The 17,880-nt window shown below is 57.4% G+C and carries 14 protein-coding genes and 4 tRNA genes; 15 read left to right on the top strand and 3 right to left on the bottom strand.

What is annotated here, in order from left to right; all coding sequences use genetic code 11:
- Positions 1–77: 77 nt before the first annotated feature.
- Together CCX46_RS19740 and CCX46_RS19735 are read left to right on the top strand one after the other, a co-directional pair.
- Positions 78–284 carry a DUF6021 family protein gene (locus CCX46_RS19740; RefSeq protein ID WP_127929016.1) on the top strand — a complete coding sequence of 69 codons (207 nt, stop codon included), beginning with the start codon at positions 78–80 and terminating at the stop codon, positions 282–284.
- Positions 285–296: 12 nt separating this feature from the next.
- Complete coding sequence (locus CCX46_RS19735) at positions 297–503, top strand: hypothetical protein (protein ID WP_127929015.1); 207 nt, start codon at positions 297–299, stop codon at positions 501–503.
- A 53-nt stretch (positions 504–556) separates the two neighbouring features.
- On the opposite strand, the gene pbpG is transcribed toward CCX46_RS19735, so the two are convergent.
- Positions 557–1,495, bottom strand: coding sequence for a D-alanyl-D-alanine endopeptidase (gene pbpG / locus CCX46_RS19730; RefSeq protein WP_127929014.1), 939 nt, complete (start codon positions 1,493–1,495; stop codon positions 557–559).
- Positions 1,496–1,725: 230 nt separating this feature from the next.
- Positions 1,726–2,580, bottom strand: a complete 855-nt coding sequence (folD, locus tag CCX46_RS19725) for a bifunctional methylenetetrahydrofolate dehydrogenase/methenyltetrahydrofolate cyclohydrolase FolD (RefSeq protein WP_038362797.1) — start codon at positions 2,578–2,580, stop codon at positions 1,726–1,728.
- 275 nt (positions 2,581–2,855) lie between these two features.
- On the opposite strand from folD, the gene CCX46_RS19720 reads away from it, so the two are divergent.
- From CCX46_RS19720 to CCX46_RS19675, 10 genes are all read left to right on the top strand, one after another.
- A tRNA-Arg gene (locus CCX46_RS19720) sits at positions 2,856–2,932 on the top strand.
- A 32-nt stretch (positions 2,933–2,964) separates the two neighbouring features.
- A tRNA-His gene (locus tag CCX46_RS19715) sits at positions 2,965–3,040 on the top strand.
- 56 nt (positions 3,041–3,096) lie between these two features.
- A tRNA-Leu gene (locus tag CCX46_RS19710) sits at positions 3,097–3,181 on the top strand.
- 77 nt (positions 3,182–3,258) lie between these two features.
- Positions 3,259–3,334, top strand: a tRNA-His gene (locus tag CCX46_RS19705).
- A gap of 402 nt (positions 3,335–3,736) precedes the next feature.
- Positions 3,737–5,047 carry a trigger factor gene (gene tig / locus CCX46_RS19700; protein WP_127929013.1) on the top strand — a complete coding sequence of 437 codons (1,311 nt, stop codon included), beginning with the start codon at positions 3,737–3,739 and terminating at the stop codon, positions 5,045–5,047.
- A 93-nt stretch (positions 5,048–5,140) separates the two neighbouring features.
- Positions 5,141–5,776, top strand: coding sequence for an ATP-dependent Clp endopeptidase proteolytic subunit ClpP (gene clpP / locus CCX46_RS19695; protein WP_007951559.1), 636 nt, complete (start codon positions 5,141–5,143; stop codon positions 5,774–5,776).
- Between the two features lie 112 nt (positions 5,777–5,888).
- Positions 5,889–7,172, top strand: coding sequence for an ATP-dependent Clp protease ATP-binding subunit ClpX (gene clpX, locus CCX46_RS19690; RefSeq protein ID WP_003223632.1), 1,284 nt, complete (start codon positions 5,889–5,891; stop codon positions 7,170–7,172).
- A gap of 163 nt (positions 7,173–7,335) precedes the next feature.
- On the top strand, positions 7,336–9,732 hold the full coding sequence (gene lon, locus CCX46_RS19685) for an endopeptidase La (RefSeq protein ID WP_127929012.1): 2,397 nt from the start codon (positions 7,336–7,338) through the stop codon (positions 9,730–9,732).
- Between the two features lie 148 nt (positions 9,733–9,880).
- Entirely contained in the window at positions 9,881–10,153 is a 273-nt protein-coding gene (locus CCX46_RS19680) for an HU family DNA-binding protein (RefSeq protein ID WP_003183171.1), read from the top strand.
- Positions 10,154–10,381: 228 nt separating this feature from the next.
- Positions 10,382–12,253, top strand: coding sequence for a SurA N-terminal domain-containing protein (locus CCX46_RS19675; RefSeq protein WP_127929011.1), 1,872 nt, complete (start codon positions 10,382–10,384; stop codon positions 12,251–12,253).
- A gap of 909 nt (positions 12,254–13,162) precedes the next feature.
- Here CCX46_RS19675 and CCX46_RS19665 read toward each other — a convergent pair.
- Complete coding sequence (locus CCX46_RS19665) at positions 13,163–14,368, bottom strand: MFS transporter (protein WP_127929009.1); 1,206 nt, start codon at positions 14,366–14,368, stop codon at positions 13,163–13,165.
- A gap of 118 nt (positions 14,369–14,486) precedes the next feature.
- Between CCX46_RS19665 and CCX46_RS19660 the strand changes: the two genes are divergently transcribed.
- The 3 genes from CCX46_RS19660 (at position 14,487) to CCX46_RS19650 (ending at position 17,586) form a co-directional block, all read left to right on the top strand.
- On the top strand, positions 14,487–15,386 hold the full coding sequence (locus CCX46_RS19660) for a LysR family transcriptional regulator (RefSeq protein ID WP_127929008.1): 900 nt from the start codon (positions 14,487–14,489) through the stop codon (positions 15,384–15,386).
- A 92-nt stretch (positions 15,387–15,478) separates the two neighbouring features.
- Positions 15,479–16,333 (top strand): DUF2242 domain-containing protein, encoded by an 855-nt coding sequence (locus CCX46_RS19655; RefSeq protein WP_127929007.1) that lies wholly within the window; start codon positions 15,479–15,481, stop codon positions 16,331–16,333.
- 311 nt (positions 16,334–16,644) lie between these two features.
- Positions 16,645–17,586: an IS110 family transposase gene (locus CCX46_RS19650; RefSeq protein ID WP_108227338.1), complete on the top strand. Its 942-nt coding sequence runs from the start codon at positions 16,645–16,647 to the stop codon at positions 17,584–17,586.
- The last annotated feature ends 294 nt before the right edge of the window (positions 17,587–17,880 follow it).

Here is a 17,880-nt window from a genome sequence, read left to right as displayed (position 1 = left end):
ATCTGCCGGGCACCACGGCGCCCGGCACGCCTCCTATCTATAGAGCCCGTTGTTTGCGGGTGAATCAGGAGGCGAACATGGCAGATTCCCCATCCCCGAAAGGGCCGCATTCGACCGAACATTCTTCGGGTCATGATCTGGGCTTTGACCCGGATTCGCCGGATGTTGACGATCCGCAAGTCGACCCGGTGGGCCCAGCCAAAGCGCCGAAAGACGTGAAGCCTGGTGAGGACGACAAGAAACCGGCCAAACCTTATGACCCGTTAGCCAATCTGAAACCTTGATGTGAGGTGCGTATGAGTACCGATTCAAGCTTCGATGACCAAAAACCGGACAGCGTACCTACGACGCCGGAGCCAGAGATTGATCCGGTGCTGGACCCGGACAGCCCGATGCGTGACCCGATGGCTCGGCCTAATGTGCTGACACCCGAGCCTGCACGGGATCCGAGTGCAGGCGATGGCATTCCCGATGACGACAAGATGCCGCTGCCGAATGACTGATTTACAGGTGAAAAAAAGCCCCGAGGATTCGGGGCTTTTTCTTGTGCGACGGATTACTTGGAAGCTTCAACCACACCGCTCTGGCGCGACTTGAGGTTTTTCTCGGCCTTGTATTGCTGAGCCACTGCAGGAACGTTGGCGCTCCTGCCAGTTTCCACCCAACTGCGAATACGGCTGGCATCGGCAAAGTGGGTGTACTTGCCGAACGCGTCGAGAATTACCAACGCGACCGGGCGATTGCCCATTTTCGTCACCAGCACCAGGCAATGACCGGCGGGGTTGGTGAAGCCGGTTTTGGTGATCTTGATGTCCCAGTCGGCTTTATTGACCAAGTGATCGGTATTGCGGAAACCCAGGGTGTAATTGGGTTTGCGGAACGACACGGTCTTTTCCTTGGTAGTGCTGAGTTCGCTGAGTAGCGGGTACTTATGCGCGGCCACCAGCAGCTTGCTCAGGTCGCGGGCGGTGGAAACGTTACGCTCCGACAGGCCTGTCGGCTCGACGAAGTGCGTACTGGTCATGCCCAGTGCCTTGGCCTTGGCATTCATCGCCGCGATAAAGGCGGCGTAACCGCCCGGATAGTGGTGCGCAAGGCTGGCAGCCGCGCGGTTCTCCGAAGACATCAAGGCGATCAGCAACATCTCGCGACGCGGCAGTTCACTCTTGAGTTTGACTCGGGAGAACACACCCCTCATTTCCGGTGTGTTGCTGATATCGACATTGATCCATTCGTCCATGTTCTGCCGGGCTTCAACCACAACCAGTCCGGTCATCAGCTTGCTGACAGAGGCGATCGGCACGATCACGTCAGGGTTGCTGGAGTAGATGACTTTATTGGTCTGCATATCCATGAGCAGTGCGCTGCCGGAGGCGATCTTCAGGGTCGAAGCGTCACGTGGGGCAGCGGTGGTTTCCGCAGCGTTGATCGTTGGCGTGATGAAAGTGCCTGAAACTGCAAAAAACAGGCTCAGAATCGAGAGACGAATTTTCACGCGGGCGAACTCACAAAGGTTGGATATTCCGTTAGTTTGTAACGGGTTATTTCTTCAAAGCGTCGCATTCTAGGAGTATGGCTGAAGATCTGTCGATGGTTGTTTGAGTGACCTGAAAATCTCGTGAAAAGGCCTGTAAAAAGAGGGGTTTCCGGCGAACGGTTACAGTTTTTTCTCAGGCATGAAAAAACCCGCACAAGGCGGGTTTTTCTTATTGCTGAAAGTACCGATCAGGCGTGCAGGGTTTCCGCCGCATAAAGGGTGTTTTCCAGCAGGCAGGCACGGGTCATCGGACCGACGCCACCCGGCACCGGAGTGATCCAGCCAGCGCGGGGCAGGGCGGTTTCGTAAACAACGTCACCGACCAGTTTGCCGTCGTCCTGACGGTTGATGCCGACGTCGATCACGATCGCGCCTTCCTTGATCCACTCGCCTTTGACCAGGCCCGGCTTGCCGGCGGCCACTACCACCAGATCGGCACGACCGACGTGGCCGGCCAGATCCTTGGTGAAGCGGTGAGTCACGGTCACGGTGCAGCCGGCCAGCAGCAATTCCATCGCCATCGGGCGACCGACGATGTTGGAAGCGCCGACAACCACTGCGTCCATGCCATACAGATCGGCGCCGGTGCTTTCCAGCAGCGTCATGATGCCTTTAGGCGTGCATGGGCGCAGCAGCGGAATGCGCTGGGCCAAGCGGCCGACGTTATAAGGATGGAAGCCGTCGACGTCTTTGTCCGGGCGGATACGCTCCAGCAGTTTGGAGGCGTCCAGGTGCTCGGGCAGCGGCAACTGAAGCAGGATGCCGTCGATTGCAGGGTCGTCATTGAGGCGATCGATCAGATCGGTCAGCGCGTCTTGCGTTGTGTCGGAGGGCAGGTCGTAGGCTTGAGAGAGGAAGCCAACCTCTTCACAGTCTTTACGCTTGTGCGAGACATAAACCTGAGAGGCAGGATCGCTGCCGACCAGGATCACCGCGAGGCCGGGAGTGCGCAGGCCTTGCTGGCGACGCTCGGCAACTCGTTGGGCGATCTGCTGGCGCAGGCTGGCGGCGATCGATTTGCCGTCGATTAGTTGTGCAGTCATTGCGCGTGATTAACCATCGAGAGGGGAAAAAATGAGAACGCATTCTCGCATGTCGAGCGGTGAGGGCAAAGGCGCTTGGTCAGCAAATTCCTCTAACTCCTTTAATTAAATGAATTTTTTTCAAAAAGGATTTGACGACCTTCGGAGCGCTCTATACTATTCGTCGCACTTGTCGGGCACAGCCTAGCACTGGTTAAGAAGGTGAAGCGGAATCAAGGTTCTGCGACACTGGAAAGCACTTAGTTTGTAGTCCTTTAAGAGTACAGATTAATAAGGCGCCCGTAGCTCAGCTGGATAGAGCATCCGCCTTCTAAGCGGATGGTCGCAGGTTCGAGTCCTGCCGGGTGCGCCATTAGGCAGCTTTGGCACAAGTAACGCGATATGGTGGGCGTAGCTCAGTTGGTAGAGCACGGGATTGTGACTCCCGTTGTCGTGGGTTCGATCCCCATCGTCCACCCCATATTTCGAAAGGCGCCAGATGTAACAGTCTGGCGCCTTTGCTTTAAAGCTTCACCTGCGGATGTGGTGGAATTGGTAGACACACTGGATTTAGGTTCCAGCGCCGCGAGGCGTAAGAGTTCGAGTCTCTTCATCCGCACCAATTAAAGCTTCATTCATGTCTTCGGGCTGGTGAGGTTTCAACAAAGAAGTTGTTTGGCTTTTTTGTTACGCAATATGGTGGGCGTAGCTCAGTTGGTAGAGCACGGGATTGTGACTCCCGTTGTCGTGGGTTCGATCCCCATCGTCCACCCCATATTTCGAAAGGCGCCAGATTTAACAGTCTGGCGCCTTTTTTGTTTTAGCGGTTCTGAAAACCGGCGATTGTCGGTTTCCAGGCGCAAGGGCAGGGCGCTTCGTCGTATTTATGTTGCTCGATGATGCAGCGCTGCTCGCCGGGCTTGCTTGCAAGAACGGCCGTCAGGGAGTGATTGGCAGTCTCTTCTATATATAGAAGCGGTTGGCGCAGAGCCCTGGCGAGATTGGTTGTATTCGCCTGTGGGGCGCGCTGCACTAGTGTGGCGGTCCCGATAAAATGCCTGCTGTTTTTTTACCCGTTTTCAGTAGGGTGACTTCTTGAGTTTGACCCACTAGAATGCATGCCCTTGATTCTGGGGTCGGAAACGGCCGGCTAACGTCTGTGCAACGAGGAATATCCATGCAAGTTTCTGTTGAAAATACTACTGCTCTCGAGCGCCGCATGAGCGTCACCGTGCCGGCTGAGCGCATCGAGACTCAGGTCAACAAGCGTCTGCAGCAGACTGCCCAAAAGGCCAAGATTGCTGGCTTCCGTCCAGGCAAAGTGCCAATGAGCGAAATCAAGCGCCGTTTCGGTGCTGATGCTCGCCAGGAAGCTGTAGGCGACGTGATCCAGTCCTCCTTCTACGAAGCTGTGGTTGAGCAGAAGCTGAACCCTGCTGGTTCGCCATCGATCGAGCCTAAGTCGCTCGAAGCTGGCAAGGATCTGGAATACGTTGCTGTATTCGAAGTGTTCCCTGAGTTCACCGTTGCCGGTTTCGAAGGCATCACCGTTGAGCGCCTGAGCGCTGACGTGGCTGACGCTGACCTGGACAAAATGCTCGACATCCTGCGCAAGCAGAACACTCGTTTTGAAGTGGCCGATCGCGCTGCCCAGAACGAAGACCAGCTGAATATCGATTTCGTGGGCAAGGTTGACGGCGAAGTCTTCGCTGGCGGCTCCGCCAAAGGCACTCAGCTGGTACTGGGTTCCGGCCGCATGATCCCGGGCTTCGAAGAAGGCCTGGTTGGCGCCAAAGCCGGCGAAGAGCGCGTTCTGAACCTGACCTTCCCTGAGGACTATCAGAACCTGGACCTGGCTGGCAAAACCGCCGAGTTCACCGTGACCGTCAACACTGTGTCCGAGCCTAAGCTGCCAGAGCTGAACGAAGAGTTCTTCGCTCAATTCGGCATCAAGGAAAGCGGCATCGACGGTTTCCGCACCGAAGTTCGCAAGAACATGGAGCGTGAACTGCGTCAGGCGATCAAATCCAAGGTCAAGAATCAGGTAATGGACGGTCTGCTGGCCACCAACCCGATCGAAGTGCCTAAGGCTCTGCTGTCCAACGAAGTTGACCGTCTGCGCGTGCAGGCTGTTCAGCAGTTCGGCGGCAACATCAAGCCTGATCAGCTGCCGGCCGAGCTGTTCGAAGAGCAAGCCAAGCGCCGCGTCGTGCTGGGTCTGATCGTGGCCGAAGTGGTCAAGCAGTTCGACCTGAAGCCTGACGAAGCTCGCGTTCGCGAAATGATTCAGGAAATGGCTTCGGCTTACCAGGAGCCTGAGCAGGTTGTGTCGTGGTACTACAAGAACGAGCAGCAACTGAACGAAGTGCGTTCGGTTGTGCTGGAAGAACAAGTTGTGGATACTGTTCTGCAGAAAGCTAGTGTGACCGACAAAGCGGTCTCTTACGAAGAAGCAGTCAAGCCGGTAGAAGCTCCAAAAGCCGACTGATTGATTCCGCGTTAAGAAGTACACACCATAAGCCAGCTCTCGAGCTGGCTTATGCGTATTCAAGACATAACTATTTGGGAGCGACTGCAGAGCATGTTCCGTAATTCTTATATTCAGCAGAACTCTGATATCCAGGCCGCCGGCGGCCTGGTCCCGATGGTTGTCGAGCAATCTGCTCGTGGCGAACGCGCCTATGACATCTATTCGCGCCTGCTCAAGGAGCGAGTGATCTTTCTGGTTGGTCCGGTAGAGGACTACATGGCCAACCTGATCTGCGCGCAACTGCTGTTCCTTGAAGCGGAAAACCCGGACAAGGACATCCATCTCTACATCAACTCTCCGGGCGGTTCGGTGACAGCGGGCATGTCGATCTACGACACCATGCAGTTCATCAAGCCGAACGTATCGACCACCTGCATCGGTCAGGCTTGCAGCATGGGCGCGTTCCTGCTGACTGCAGGTGCCCCGGGCAAGCGTTTCTGCCTGCCGAACTCGCGCGTGATGATTCACCAGCCACTGGGCGGTTTCCAGGGCCAGGCGTCGGACATCGAAATCCACGCCAAGGAAATCCTCTTCATTCGCGAGCGTCTGAACACGCTGATGGCCAAGCACAGCGGGCGTACTCTGGAAGAAATCGAGCGCGATACCAATCGCGACAACTTCATGAGTGCAGAAGCTGCGAAGGAATATGGCCTGATCGACGAAGTGATCAACCAGCGCCCAGCTTAAAATAAGCAGCTCAAAATAGGCTTGGTCGGCTTGTCTGATCAGCGGCGGGCTTGAAAAAGCCCGCAATAGCCTTCATCTTGTGTTGCAAGCCTATCGGATTTGGATCGAACGAATGACTGACACCCGCAACGGCGAGGACAACGGCAAGCTGCTCTATTGCTCCTTCTGTGGCAAAAGCCAGCATGAAGTGCGCAAATTGATTGCCGGCCCCTCGGTCTTTATCTGCGACGAGTGCGTCGACCTGTGCAATGACATCATCCGTGAGGAGGTGCAGGAAGCCCAGGCCGAAAGCAGCGCGCATAAATTGCCTTCGCCTAAAGAAATCAGCGGCATCCTTGACCAGTACGTCATTGGTCAGGAGCGTGCGAAAAAGGTTTTGGCCGTAGCGGTGTACAACCACTACAAGCGCCTGAACCAGCGTGACAAAAAGGCTGACGACGTCGAACTCGGCAAGAGCAACATCCTGCTGATCGGCCCGACAGGCTCCGGTAAAACCCTGCTGGCCGAAACACTGGCCCGCTTGCTGAACGTTCCGTTCACCATCGCCGACGCAACCACCCTCACCGAGGCGGGTTATGTAGGTGAAGATGTCGAGAACATCATTCAGAAGCTGCTGCAGAAGTGCGATTACGACGTAGAAAAGGCCCAGATGGGTATTGTCTACATCGATGAAATCGACAAGATTTCCCGCAAGTCCGACAACCCGTCGATCACCCGGGACGTTTCCGGTGAGGGCGTGCAGCAGGCCTTGCTCAAGTTGATCGAAGGCACGGTCGCTTCCGTACCGCCGCAAGGTGGCCGCAAGCATCCGCAGCAGGAATTCCTGCAGGTCGACACCCGTAACATCCTGTTCATCTGTGGTGGTGCGTTCTCCGGTCTGGAAAAGGTTATTCAAAACCGTTCCACCAAGGGCGGCATCGGCTTCAACGCAGAAGTGCGCAGCAAGGAAGAAGGCAAGAAAGTCGGTGAATCCCTGCGTGAAGTCGAGCCTGACGATCTGGTCAAGTTCGGTCTGATCCCGGAATTCGTCGGTCGTCTGCCGGTCCTCGCCACGCTGGACGAACTCGACGAGGCTGCGTTGATGCAGATCCTCACCGAGCCGAAAAATGCTCTGACCAAACAGTATGCCAAGCTGTTCGAGATGGAAGGCGTGGATCTGGAGTTCCGCACAGACGCGCTGAAATCGGTCGCCAAGCGTGCCCTGGAGCGTAAAACCGGTGCCCGTGGCCTGCGTTCGATTCTCGAAGGTGTACTGCTCGACACGATGTATGAAATCCCCTCGCAGTCCGAGGTGAGCAAAGTCGTGATCGATGAAAGCGTGATCGAAGGCAAGTCCAAGCCACTGTATATCTACGAAAACAGTGAGCCGACGGCCAAGGCAGCGCCGGACGCGTAAGCGTCCAGTCTGCTGGAATAAAGAAGGGGCCTTCGGGCCTCTTTTTTTTTATGTCGTTTTTTACATCCGCTTTGCGCTTGTTTTTTTTCAAGGCAGCCCCCATCTTGGTTTCAAGCTCAATTCCATCTGATTACGGCCATATGGCCGCCGTAGAGGCGAAATCATGAAGACAACCATCGAATTGCCTCTCCTGCCATTGCGTGATGTCGTGGTTTATCCGCACATGGTTATCCCGCTGTTCGTGGGGCGCGAGAAATCCATCGAAGCCCTCGAGGCTGCGATGACGGGCGACAAGCAGATCCTGTTGCTGGCCCAGAGAAACCCGGCGGACGACGATCCCGGTGAAGACGCTCTCTATCGCGTAGGTACCATCGCTACCGTTCTGCAACTGCTCAAGCTGCCTGACGGCACCGTCAAGGTGCTGGTTGAGGGTGAGCAGCGCGGCACCGTCGAGCGGTTCAGCGAAATTGACGGCCACTGCCGTGCCGAAGTCTCGTTGATCGAAGAAGTCGACGCCGCCGAGCGCGAATCTGAAGTGTTCGTGCGCACACTGCTGTCGCAGTTCGAACAATATGTACAGTTGGGCAAGAAAGTCCCGGCTGAAGTCCTGTCGTCGCTCAACAGCATCGATGAGCCAGGTCGCCTGGTCGACACCATGGCGGCGCACATGGCGCTGAAAATCGAGCAGAAGCAGGAAATCCTCGAAATCATCGATTTGTCGGCCCGGGTCGAGCACGTTCTGGCGCTGCTGGATGCCGAGATCGATCTGCTGCAAGTCGAAAAACGCATTCGTGGCCGCGTCAAAAAGCAAATGGAGCGCAGTCAGCGCGAGTACTACCTGAATGAGCAGATGAAGGCCATTCAGAAAGAGCTCGGTGACAGCGACGAAGGCCACAACGAAATCGAAGACCTGAAAAAGCGTATCGACGCTGCCGGTCTGCCGAAAGACGCGTTGGCCAAAGCCACTGCCGAGCTGAACAAGCTCAAGCAAATGTCGCCGATGTCCGCTGAGGCCACCGTGGTGCGCTCGTACATCGACTGGCTGGTGCAGGTGCCGTGGAAGGCTCAGAGCAAGGTACGCCTGGACCTGGCGCGCGCAGAAGACATTCTCGATGCCGATCACTACGGTCTCGAAGAGGTCAAGGAACGTATCCTTGAATACCTCGCCGTGCAAAAACGCGTGAAGAAAATCCGTGGTCCGGTGTTGTGCCTGGTCGGTCCTCCAGGCGTGGGTAAAACCTCGCTGGCCGAGTCGATCGCCCACGCTACCAACCGTAAATTCGTGCGCATGGCCCTCGGTGGCGTGCGTGATGAAGCGGAAATTCGTGGTCACCGCCGGACTTACATCGGTTCGATGCCGGGAAGATTGATTCAAAAGATGACAAAGGTGGGCGTTCGCAACCCGCTGTTCCTGCTCGATGAAATCGACAAAATGGGCAGCGACATGCGTGGCGATCCGGCGTCGGCGTTGCTGGAAGTGCTCGACCCAGAGCAAAACCACAACTTCAACGACCACTATCTGGAAGTCGATTACGACCTCTCCGATGTGATGTTCCTGTGCACCTCCAACTCGATGAACATCCCGCCGGCGCTGCTCGACCGCATGGAAGTCATCCGTCTGCCGGGCTACACCGAAGACGAGAAGATCAACATTGCCGTCAAATACCTCTCGCCAAAACAGATCGCCGCCAATGGTCTGAAGAAAGGCGAGCTGGAATTCGATGCAGAAGCGATCCGCGACATCATCCGTTATTACACCCGTGAAGCGGGTGTGCGTGGCCTCGAGCGTCAGATCGCCAAGGTCTGCCGCAAAGCGGTCAAAGAGCACGCGATGGAAAAACGCTTCTCGGTGAAAGTGACAGCTGACCTGCTGGAACATTTCCTCGGTGTGCGCAAATTCCGTTACGGTCTGGCCGAGCAACAGGATCAGATCGGTCAGGTGACCGGCCTTGCCTGGACTCAGGTGGGCGGCGAATTGCTGACTATCGAAGCCGCTGTTGTGCCGGGTAAAGGTCAGTTGATCAAGACCGGTTCGCTGGGCGACGTGATGGTCGAATCGATCACTGCCGCGCTCACCGTGGTGCGCAGCCGCGCCAAGAGCCTGGGCATTCCTCTGGACTTCCACGAGAAGCGCGACACGCACATCCACATGCCGGAAGGGGCGACGCCGAAAGACGGCCCTAGCGCCGGTGTAGGCATGTGCACGGCGCTGGTGTCGGCATTGACCGGCATTCCGGTGCGCGCTGATGTCGCCATGACGGGCGAGATTACGCTGCGTGGTCAAGTGCTGGCGATTGGTGGTCTGAAGGAAAAACTGCTGGCGGCTCACCGCGGCGGAATCAAGATCGTGATTATTCCGGAAGAGAACGTGCGTGATCTGAAGGAGATTCCTGACAATATCAAGCAGGATCTGCAGATTAAACCGGTTAAATGGATTGACGAGGTCCTGCAAATTGCGCTGCAATACGCGCCGGAGCCCTTGCCGGATGTGGCTCCGGAGATAGTTGCCAAGGACGAAAAACGTGAGTCTGACTCTAAGGAAAGAATTAGCACGCATTAATATGCTTTTGCCTGGGGGGCTTCCTTGACAGTTTTTTAGAGCCCTTGTTATAAAGCGGCTCTTAAGTGTCTGTAGGCCATTCAGCACTCGTTTTTGCTTTCACCAAAAAACTTAGAATCATCTCAAAATAGATATAAGGGGACTTAGAGTGAACAAGTCGGAACTGATTGATGCTATCGCTGCATCCGCTGATATCCCGAAAGCTGCTGCTGGCCGTGCGCTGGACGCTGTAATCGAATCCGTCACTGGCGCTCTCAAGGCTGGCGACTCCGTTGTTCTGGTTGGTTTCGGTACTTTCTCCGTGACGGACCGTCCGGCTCGTACCGGTCGTAACCCTCAGACCGGCAAGACTCTGGAAATCCCGGCTGCCAAGAAGCCAGGTTTCAAAGCCGGTAAAGCACTGAAAGAAGCTGTTAACTAAGTTTTCAGGTTTTTACCCATCCGGGTCGGGGTCATGCCTGACTTGGCAGCGGAGCGGTAGAGCAGGTCGCTGAAACAGTGGCCTGTAACGCCGGGATCGAGGGTTCGAGCCCTGTCCGCTCCGCCAGTTACGAGAAGGCGCATCCTCGGATGCGCCTTTCTTCTATCCGGATTCTACCCACGCTCCACGGTTGCCTAATTTTGAAGTTCAACCGTTTCTGGGGGACGCATGCTGCAGAATATCAGGGACAATTCACAAGGCTGGATTGCCAAGACCATTATCGGGGTCATCGTTGCACTGATGGCTCTGACCGGTTTCGACGCCATTTTCCAGGCCACGACTCACAAGAATGAGGCGGCCAAGGTCAACGGTGAAGAAATCAGCCAAAACGAGCTGAGCCAGGCCGTTGATATGCAACGCCGTCAGTTGATGCAACAGCTGGGCAAAGACTTCGATGCTTCTTTGCTCGACGAAAAAATGCTGCGCGAATCGGCCCTCAAAGGTCTGATCGATCGCAAGTTGCTGCTGCAAGGTGCCGAACAGGCGAAGTTCGCGTTCTCCGAAGGCGCACTGGATCAAGTGATCCTGCAGACCCCTGAGTTTCAGGTGGACGGCAAGTTCAGCTCCGAGCGTTTCGACCAGGTAATCCGTCAACTGGGTTACAGCCGTATGCAATTCCGCCAGATGCTGGCTCAGGAAATGCTGATCGGCCAACTGCGCGCCGGTGTGGCGGGCAGCGGTTTCGTCACCGACGCCGAAGTGCTGGCATTTGCCCGTCTGGAAAAACAGACCCGCGATTTCGCCACCCTGAACGTCAAGGCTGACCCGGCTGCGGTCAAGCTGACCGACGACGAGGTCAAGGCCTACTACGACGAGCACGCCAAGGAGTTCATGACTCCGGATCAAGTGATCATCGATTACGTGGAACTGAAGAAGTCTTCGTTCTTCGATCAGGTCGCGGTCAAGGACGAAGACCTGCAGGCGGCGTATCAGAAAGAGATTGCCAACCTGTCGGAACAGCGTCGTGCCGCGCACATTCTGATCGAAGTGAACGACAAGACCACTGAAGCTCAGGCCAAGGCGAAGATTGACGACGTCCAGGCGCGTCTGGCCAAGGGCGAGAAGTTCGAAGCGCTGGCTAAAGAGTTCTCGCAGGATCCGGGTTCGGCCAACAATGGCGGTGACCTCGGTTACGCAGGTCCTGGCGTTTATGATCCAGCGTTCGAAAAAGCCCTGTACTCGCTGTCGAAAGACCAGGTGTCCGAGCCGATTCGTACCGACTTCGGTTACCACCTGATCAAGCTGTTGGGTGTGGAAGCGCCGGAAGTGCCAACCCTGGCCAGCCTGAAAGACAAGCTGACCCGCGAGCTGAAAGCCGCGCAGGTCGAGCAGCGTTTTGTCGAGGCGACCAAGCAACTGGAAGACTCGGCGTTTGAAGCGTCTGACCTGGCTCAGCCAGCGGCGGATCTGAAGCTGACCGTGCACACCTCCAAGCCGTTCGGCCGTGAAGGTGGCGAAGGTGTTGCAGCCAACCGTGCTGTGGTCACCGCGGCATTCAGCACCGAAGTGATCGACGAAGGTGCCAACAGCACCGCCATCGAGCTGGATCCGGAAACCGTGATCGTGCTGCGTTCCAAGGAGCACCTGAAGCCTGCGCAACTGCCATTGGAAAGCGTGAATGCGGCGATCCGCACTCAGTTGACCAAAGAGCATGCCAGTGCTGCCGCCAAGACCAAGGCCGAGAAGCTGATTGCTGATCTGCGTGACGGCAAGGCTCCTCTGGACAAGGCGGTTGACGGGCAGAGCTGGAAAGCTACCGAAGCGGCCACTCGTGGTCAGGAAGGTGTTGATCCGGCGGTGCTGCAAGCGTTGTTCCGTATGCCGAAGCCGGCTGCCAAGGACAAGCCGACGTTCACCAGCGTGACCCTGCCGGACGGTAGTTTGATGATCGTGCGTCTGAACGGCGTTAACGAAGCGGCTGCGCCGACGGATGAAGAGAAGGTTCAGTACCGTCGCTTCCTTGCTTCGCGTGAGGGGCAGCAGGACTTTGCGGCGTATCGCAAGCAGTTGGAAGCTCAGGCTGAGATCAAGCGGTTTTGATGGTTGATTGAGTTGTAATGTGGAAGCCCCGGCCTGTGTAGGTCGGGGCTTTTTTTTGGGCGTTGCGTAGTGGCGGCCTTTGGGCCGACCATGTTCTTGGGGTTTTGGGGGGATATCCGTTGCTGTGGGTGTTGCCGCTGGCGGTTCCGCCCTTACGGCGGGTCACTTTGGCAAACGCCCCAAAGTAACCAAAGGTCTGTGCCCTGACGTTCGGCCCGCTCGCTGGGGCTCGGGGTTCCTTCGCTCCGGGATCGATCCGGGGGCATCGCCTACGGTTTGCTTCGCTGCACCTCCTCTCGATGTGTTCGACTTCGTCGAACGGTCGCTGCGCTCCCACCCCGGATCAATCCCTCCACTCAGCCTGCCGACGGGCCTTCAGATCAAGATCAAGAGCTGCAGCCGAGCTAACGCTCATCCTGTTGAGTGGGGCGGCTTTGCCGCGTGGGCCGCACACGAATTAAACCTGTGGGAGCGAGCCGGCTCGCGATGGCGGCCTGACAGCCGGCCAATTTTCTGTCTGCTGTACTCAATCCCATTGTAGGAGCGAGCCTGCTCGCGATGGCGGCCTGACAGCCGGCCAATCTTCTGTCTGCTGTACTCAATCCAATTGTGGGAGCGAGCCTGCTCGCGAAGACGGCCTGACAGCCGACCAATCTTCTGTCAGATGTACTCAGTTCCATTGTAGGAGCGAGCCTGCTCGCGAAGACGGCCTTCCAGCCGGCCAATCTTCTGTCTGCTGTACTCAATCCAATTGTAGGAGCGAGCCTGCTCGCGAAGGCTGCCTGACAGCCGACCAGTTTTCTGTCTGATGTACTCAGTTCCATTGTAGGAGTGAGCCTGCTCGCGATGGCGGCCTGTCAATCGACCGGTTTTCACCTGTCTGGCCTCAATCCAACAACTCATTCGGTCTCATTCGGCTGTTGGAAAACCGTGGCTCCGAGCTTTGATCGCTACTGACAGGGTCAGTACCAGCAATCCTGCAACAATCCACGGGAATGCCCCCACCCCAAGGTTCCCCAGCAACAAGCCTCCGACCAAACCACCCCCCGCAATCCCGACATTCCACAGCGTAACCAACATCGATTGCGCCGTATCGGCAGCCTCCTTTGCGGTTTTCGCCGAGGCGGTTTGCAGCAGCGATGGCATTGCCCCAAACGCCAGTCCCCAAACAGCAGTGGCGATGTACACCGCGCTCGGCGATTCGCGCCACAGGCCCAGCGCTATCGCGGACAGCATGAACAACCCGGCACTGGTCAACACCAGTTCGCGCAGCCAGCGGTCAATCAGGCTGCCGACGATCCATAGGCTCAGCACCGAGGCGAGGCCGAATACCAGCAATACGCGGTCGACATTGGCGTCCAGCCCGGACGGTTGCAGGAAGGGGGCGATGTAGGTGTACAGCAGGTTGTGCGCAACGACGTAGGTGAGCGTGACAAACAGGACGGGTCGCACGCCGGGCAGGGTAAATACCTCACGCAGTGGCAGGCGGCTTCCCGCGCGTTCGCCGGCGAAGTCCGGTACTTGCCAGTGCACCCAGATCACCAGCACAACGGTCAGTCCGCTCATGATGGCGAAGCTCAGGCGCCAGCCGACCAAGGTGCCGAGCAGGGTGCCTGCGGGTATTCCCAGCGACAGCGCCAGTGGCGCGCCGAGCATCGCTACCGTTATGGCGCGGCCTTGCAAGTGCGGGGCGACCATGCGGCTCGCGTAACCCGCCAGCAGCGCCCACAGCAATCCGGCAAATACGCCGGCAATAAGCCGTGCAATCAGCGTCAGCCAGTACCATTCCGACAGGGTTGTGATGCTGTTAGCGATGGCAAAGCCTGCGATGGCGGCCAGTAGCAGAGGTTTTCTTCGCCAGCCGCGGGTGGCGATCGTCAGCGGTATCGCTGCCAGGATCGAGCCGATCGCGTACAGCGTGACCAATTGCCCGATCAGCGCCTGGGAAACATTCAGTCCGCTGCTCATCTGTGGTAACAGGCCGGCGGGCATGGCTTCGGTCATGACCGTAATGAATCCGGCGGTGGCCAGTGCGAGGAGCGCGGCGAGGGGTAATCGCTCACGGCGATCTGCGGGTTGTTCAAGTGCGGGGCAACCGAGTTGGGCATCGTTCATGAGCCGGCATCCTTGTGCAGTGTTGACGAGGAGCACAGGGTAGGGCGCTGCACATCGGCGAAAAACGGGTTAAGGTTCCGAACATATCGGACACGGATGTCAGCAATGGGAGGGTGGTATGGATAGCCTGGGCAGTATTTCGGTGTTTGTTCAGGTCGCCGAGACGCGCAGTTTCACTGAGGCCGGCCGGCTGCAAGGGGTGTCATCGTCGGCGGTGGGCAAAAGCATTGCGCGGCTGGAAGCGCGACTGGGCGTGCGTTTGTTTCAGCGCACCACGCGCAGTGTCACGCTGACCAGTGAAGGGGCGCTTTTTCTCGAACGCTGTCGCAAGATCCTCGCGGAAGTCGAGGCGGCGGAGTTCGAACTGTGCGATGCCGCTGCCAAACCCCACGGCAAATTACGCATCAGCCTGCCGCAGGTGCATGGTTTGGTGATGCCGGTCATGACTGAGTTTCTGGCCTTGTACCCGCAGATCGAGCTGGATCTGGATTTGACCGATCGCATGGTCGATGTGGTTGAAGAAGGTTTCGACGCCGTGATCCGCACCGGCAAGCCGCGGGATTCACGACTGATGGCGCGACCGTTGGGCGAGTTTCACATGGTGCTGGTGGCCAGCCCGGCGTATCTGGCGCAACGCGGTGTGCCGCAGACGCCTGCCGATCTGGCGGCTCACGCGTGCCTTCGGCATACGTTTCATGCCACCGGCAAACTGGAAACCTGGCCATTGATCCGCGAAGAGGGCGCCGTTGAGCCGACGTTGCCGACCCGCTTGGTCAGCACGTCGATCGAAGCGGTGAGTCATGCGGCGCTGGCCGGCATGGGCATTGCCTGTCTGCCTGATTTCATGACGCGTGAGGCCGAGGCGCAAGGCCGCTTGCATCGGGTGCTCGACGCGCATCTGGAGCACACCGGGCAGTTCTGGGTGCTATGGCCATCGAGTCGCCACGCCACGGCGAAGTTGCGCGTGTTTATCGATCATCTGGCGTTGCGACTTTTTCCCGCAACCGAGGGTCGATAGAGTTGTAACTGCTTTAAGACACTAATCCATGCGCAGCGCGGCAGCGATCTGTTGCACAATACGCCCCGGACTGTTTTCTCTCAGGATGTTCAATGTTGATTTCCACTCCCATGCGTGTAGTCGGGTTGGCGCTGTTGTTGACCGCTGTAGCCGGCTGTTCGAAAGACAAGCCGATGTATGAGCATGAGAACTTCGATGACTCCGGTACGTTTTCGCGCAATTACCCGGTGACCGACTCGGTCAGTTGCGAAGCGGCCCGTCGTGCGTTGCTCAGCCAGGGCTACATCATTACCAGCAGCGACCCGAAACTGGTCAGCGGCCACAAGAGTTTTCAGCAAACCGGCGACACCCACATGGAGATCAGCTTCAACGTGGTCTGCGCCGATGACGGCAGCGCCGGGCACCATGCGACGATGTTCGCCAACGCCTTGCAGGATCGTTACGCACTGAAGAAGACCAACAACTCGGCCAGTCTCGGCGTGGGTGTGCTGGGCTCGGTGTCGATGCCGATCGGCTCGTCCGACGATTCGATGGTCAAGGTTGCCAGCGAGACGGTGACGTCGCAGAAGTTCTATGAGCGCTTCTTCACGTTGGTGGAATTGTTCCTGCCGGCGGATGCGAAGAAAGCGGCGCATATCGAAGAGAAGCCTAAGGCTGATCTGGGTGTCCCTGAGGTGAAGGCTGCTCCGGCAGCGCTGGCGCCAACACCGACGCCAGCACCTGCGCCCGCCGCAACGCCTGCACCTGCTACCGAGCCGGCTCCGGCGCCTGCTGAAGTCGCTCCAGTGACGTCGGAACCGGTCGCGCCACCCGCAGAGGCGGCGCCGATCACTCCGGCACCAAGCGCTGAGCCGGCACCGGCCACCGAAACCATCACGTCACCGGCCAACCCGGACATCCCGCCGCCATCCGAGCCGATTCCGGCGATGCCTGCGTCCGGCCAATAACCAGCCTGACCCCAAATCCCTGTGGGAGCGAGCCTGCTCGCGAAGACGGACTTTCAGTCACCTGTGTGCTGAAGGGTCCGACGCCTTCGCGAGCAGGCTCGCTTGTATGGTAGGACTTGAAGGGAGGAGGAGGGACAAGGCTCGATTCTGACTGTTGACGCAGCACAGACCGTGGGAGATTTCGCCCCTCCTCCTTTCACCCAAGCGCCGATAAAGAATGCATCTGGCTAGACCGACGATAGGAACAAGCCTGCGCCTCTGGGTGAGCCCTTCAAGTGCTCAAACCTTATCCCGGAGGAAATCCTGTGGCAATGCCAGTCGCTCTATCAAATCCGATCGTTGGCGTGGATGTCGCCAAAAATGAACTGGTGATTTATCAGGCCGATAGCGATCTGCTTGAAGCGATTCCCAACACCAAAACATCCATCAAGCAGTGGCTGAAGGCCTTGCTCGGCCCCGTGTCTATTGCCATTGAGGCAACCAACATCTACCACCTGGAATTCGCTGACTTGGCCTATGCGGCCGGTTGCACGATTTACATGGTGGGCGGCTATGAACTCAAACATTACCGCGAAGGAGTGAAGATCCGCGCCAAAACCGACGCCTTGGACGCCAAGCTGCTGGCCCGTTACCTGAAGAACGAAGCCGAGGAGTTGCGCCCCTGGACCCCGCCATCACCGCTGTACCGCCAGCTCCTGAGCCTTTTCCGCCGCCGCGCGGCTTTGGTCCAGGCAAGGGTCGGCCTGGTGCAGAGCTGGTCGAATGAGCCGCTGTTGAAGGCAGCTTTTGCTGAACAAATAAAATCCATGCAGCGGCTTGAAACGATGATCGAAAAGACGATCAACGATCAGCTCAAACAAGCCGGTTTGCTCGGCCAATTGAAGCGTTGCCTGAAAGTCGAGGGCATTGGATTTCTGACCGGAGCGCGCCTGCTCACGGCGTTTCAGCGGGGGGAATTTAGCAACGCGGATGCGTTTATCGCCTTCCTGGGCATGGATTTACGGGTATCGAAATCAGGGCAAAAGGACGGTCGCCGCAGCTTGACCAAGCGCGGGGACCCCGAGGCCCGCCGACTTTTGCACAACGCAGCGATGTCGGCTAGCCGTACGATAGCCTGGAAAGGGTTTTACGAAGCCCAAAGAGCACGGGGTTTCAGCACCACGCAGGCGTTGGTGATGCTGGCTCGCAAACTTGCTCGGGTGGTATTCGCCTTGCTGAAAGGGCAAAGCGAATATCAGACAAAAGTCAGTTGAGGGCTTCCCCTCAACCATAGAATCTCCCACAGTGGTTTTTGGGTCGCCTTAAATTTCGTTACATTCCCCGGACAAAAGTCCCGCGATAAATTCCTGACCGTCTGCTACGTTTTATTCATGAAGGCCGGGTTTCACTTTTCCTTCACACGAGCACGTTAAGCTCGAGGCACTGGGCATTTGCCCAGGCCCATTCAAGAGAGCAGCAGGGGGATTACACGATGGATGAATATCAAGAAGAGCTGCTCGAATACCAGGCCTTTGAACTGGATCCTCTGGAACCCGCTGAAGACGCCA

It is taken from the genome of Pseudomonas sp. RU47, from assembly GCF_004011755.1.
Taxonomy (GTDB): Bacteria; Pseudomonadota; Gammaproteobacteria; order Pseudomonadales; family Pseudomonadaceae; genus Aquipseudomonas.
Note: the sequence above shows the minus strand (reverse complement) of the source record. Positions and strands in the feature narration are given on the sequence as shown.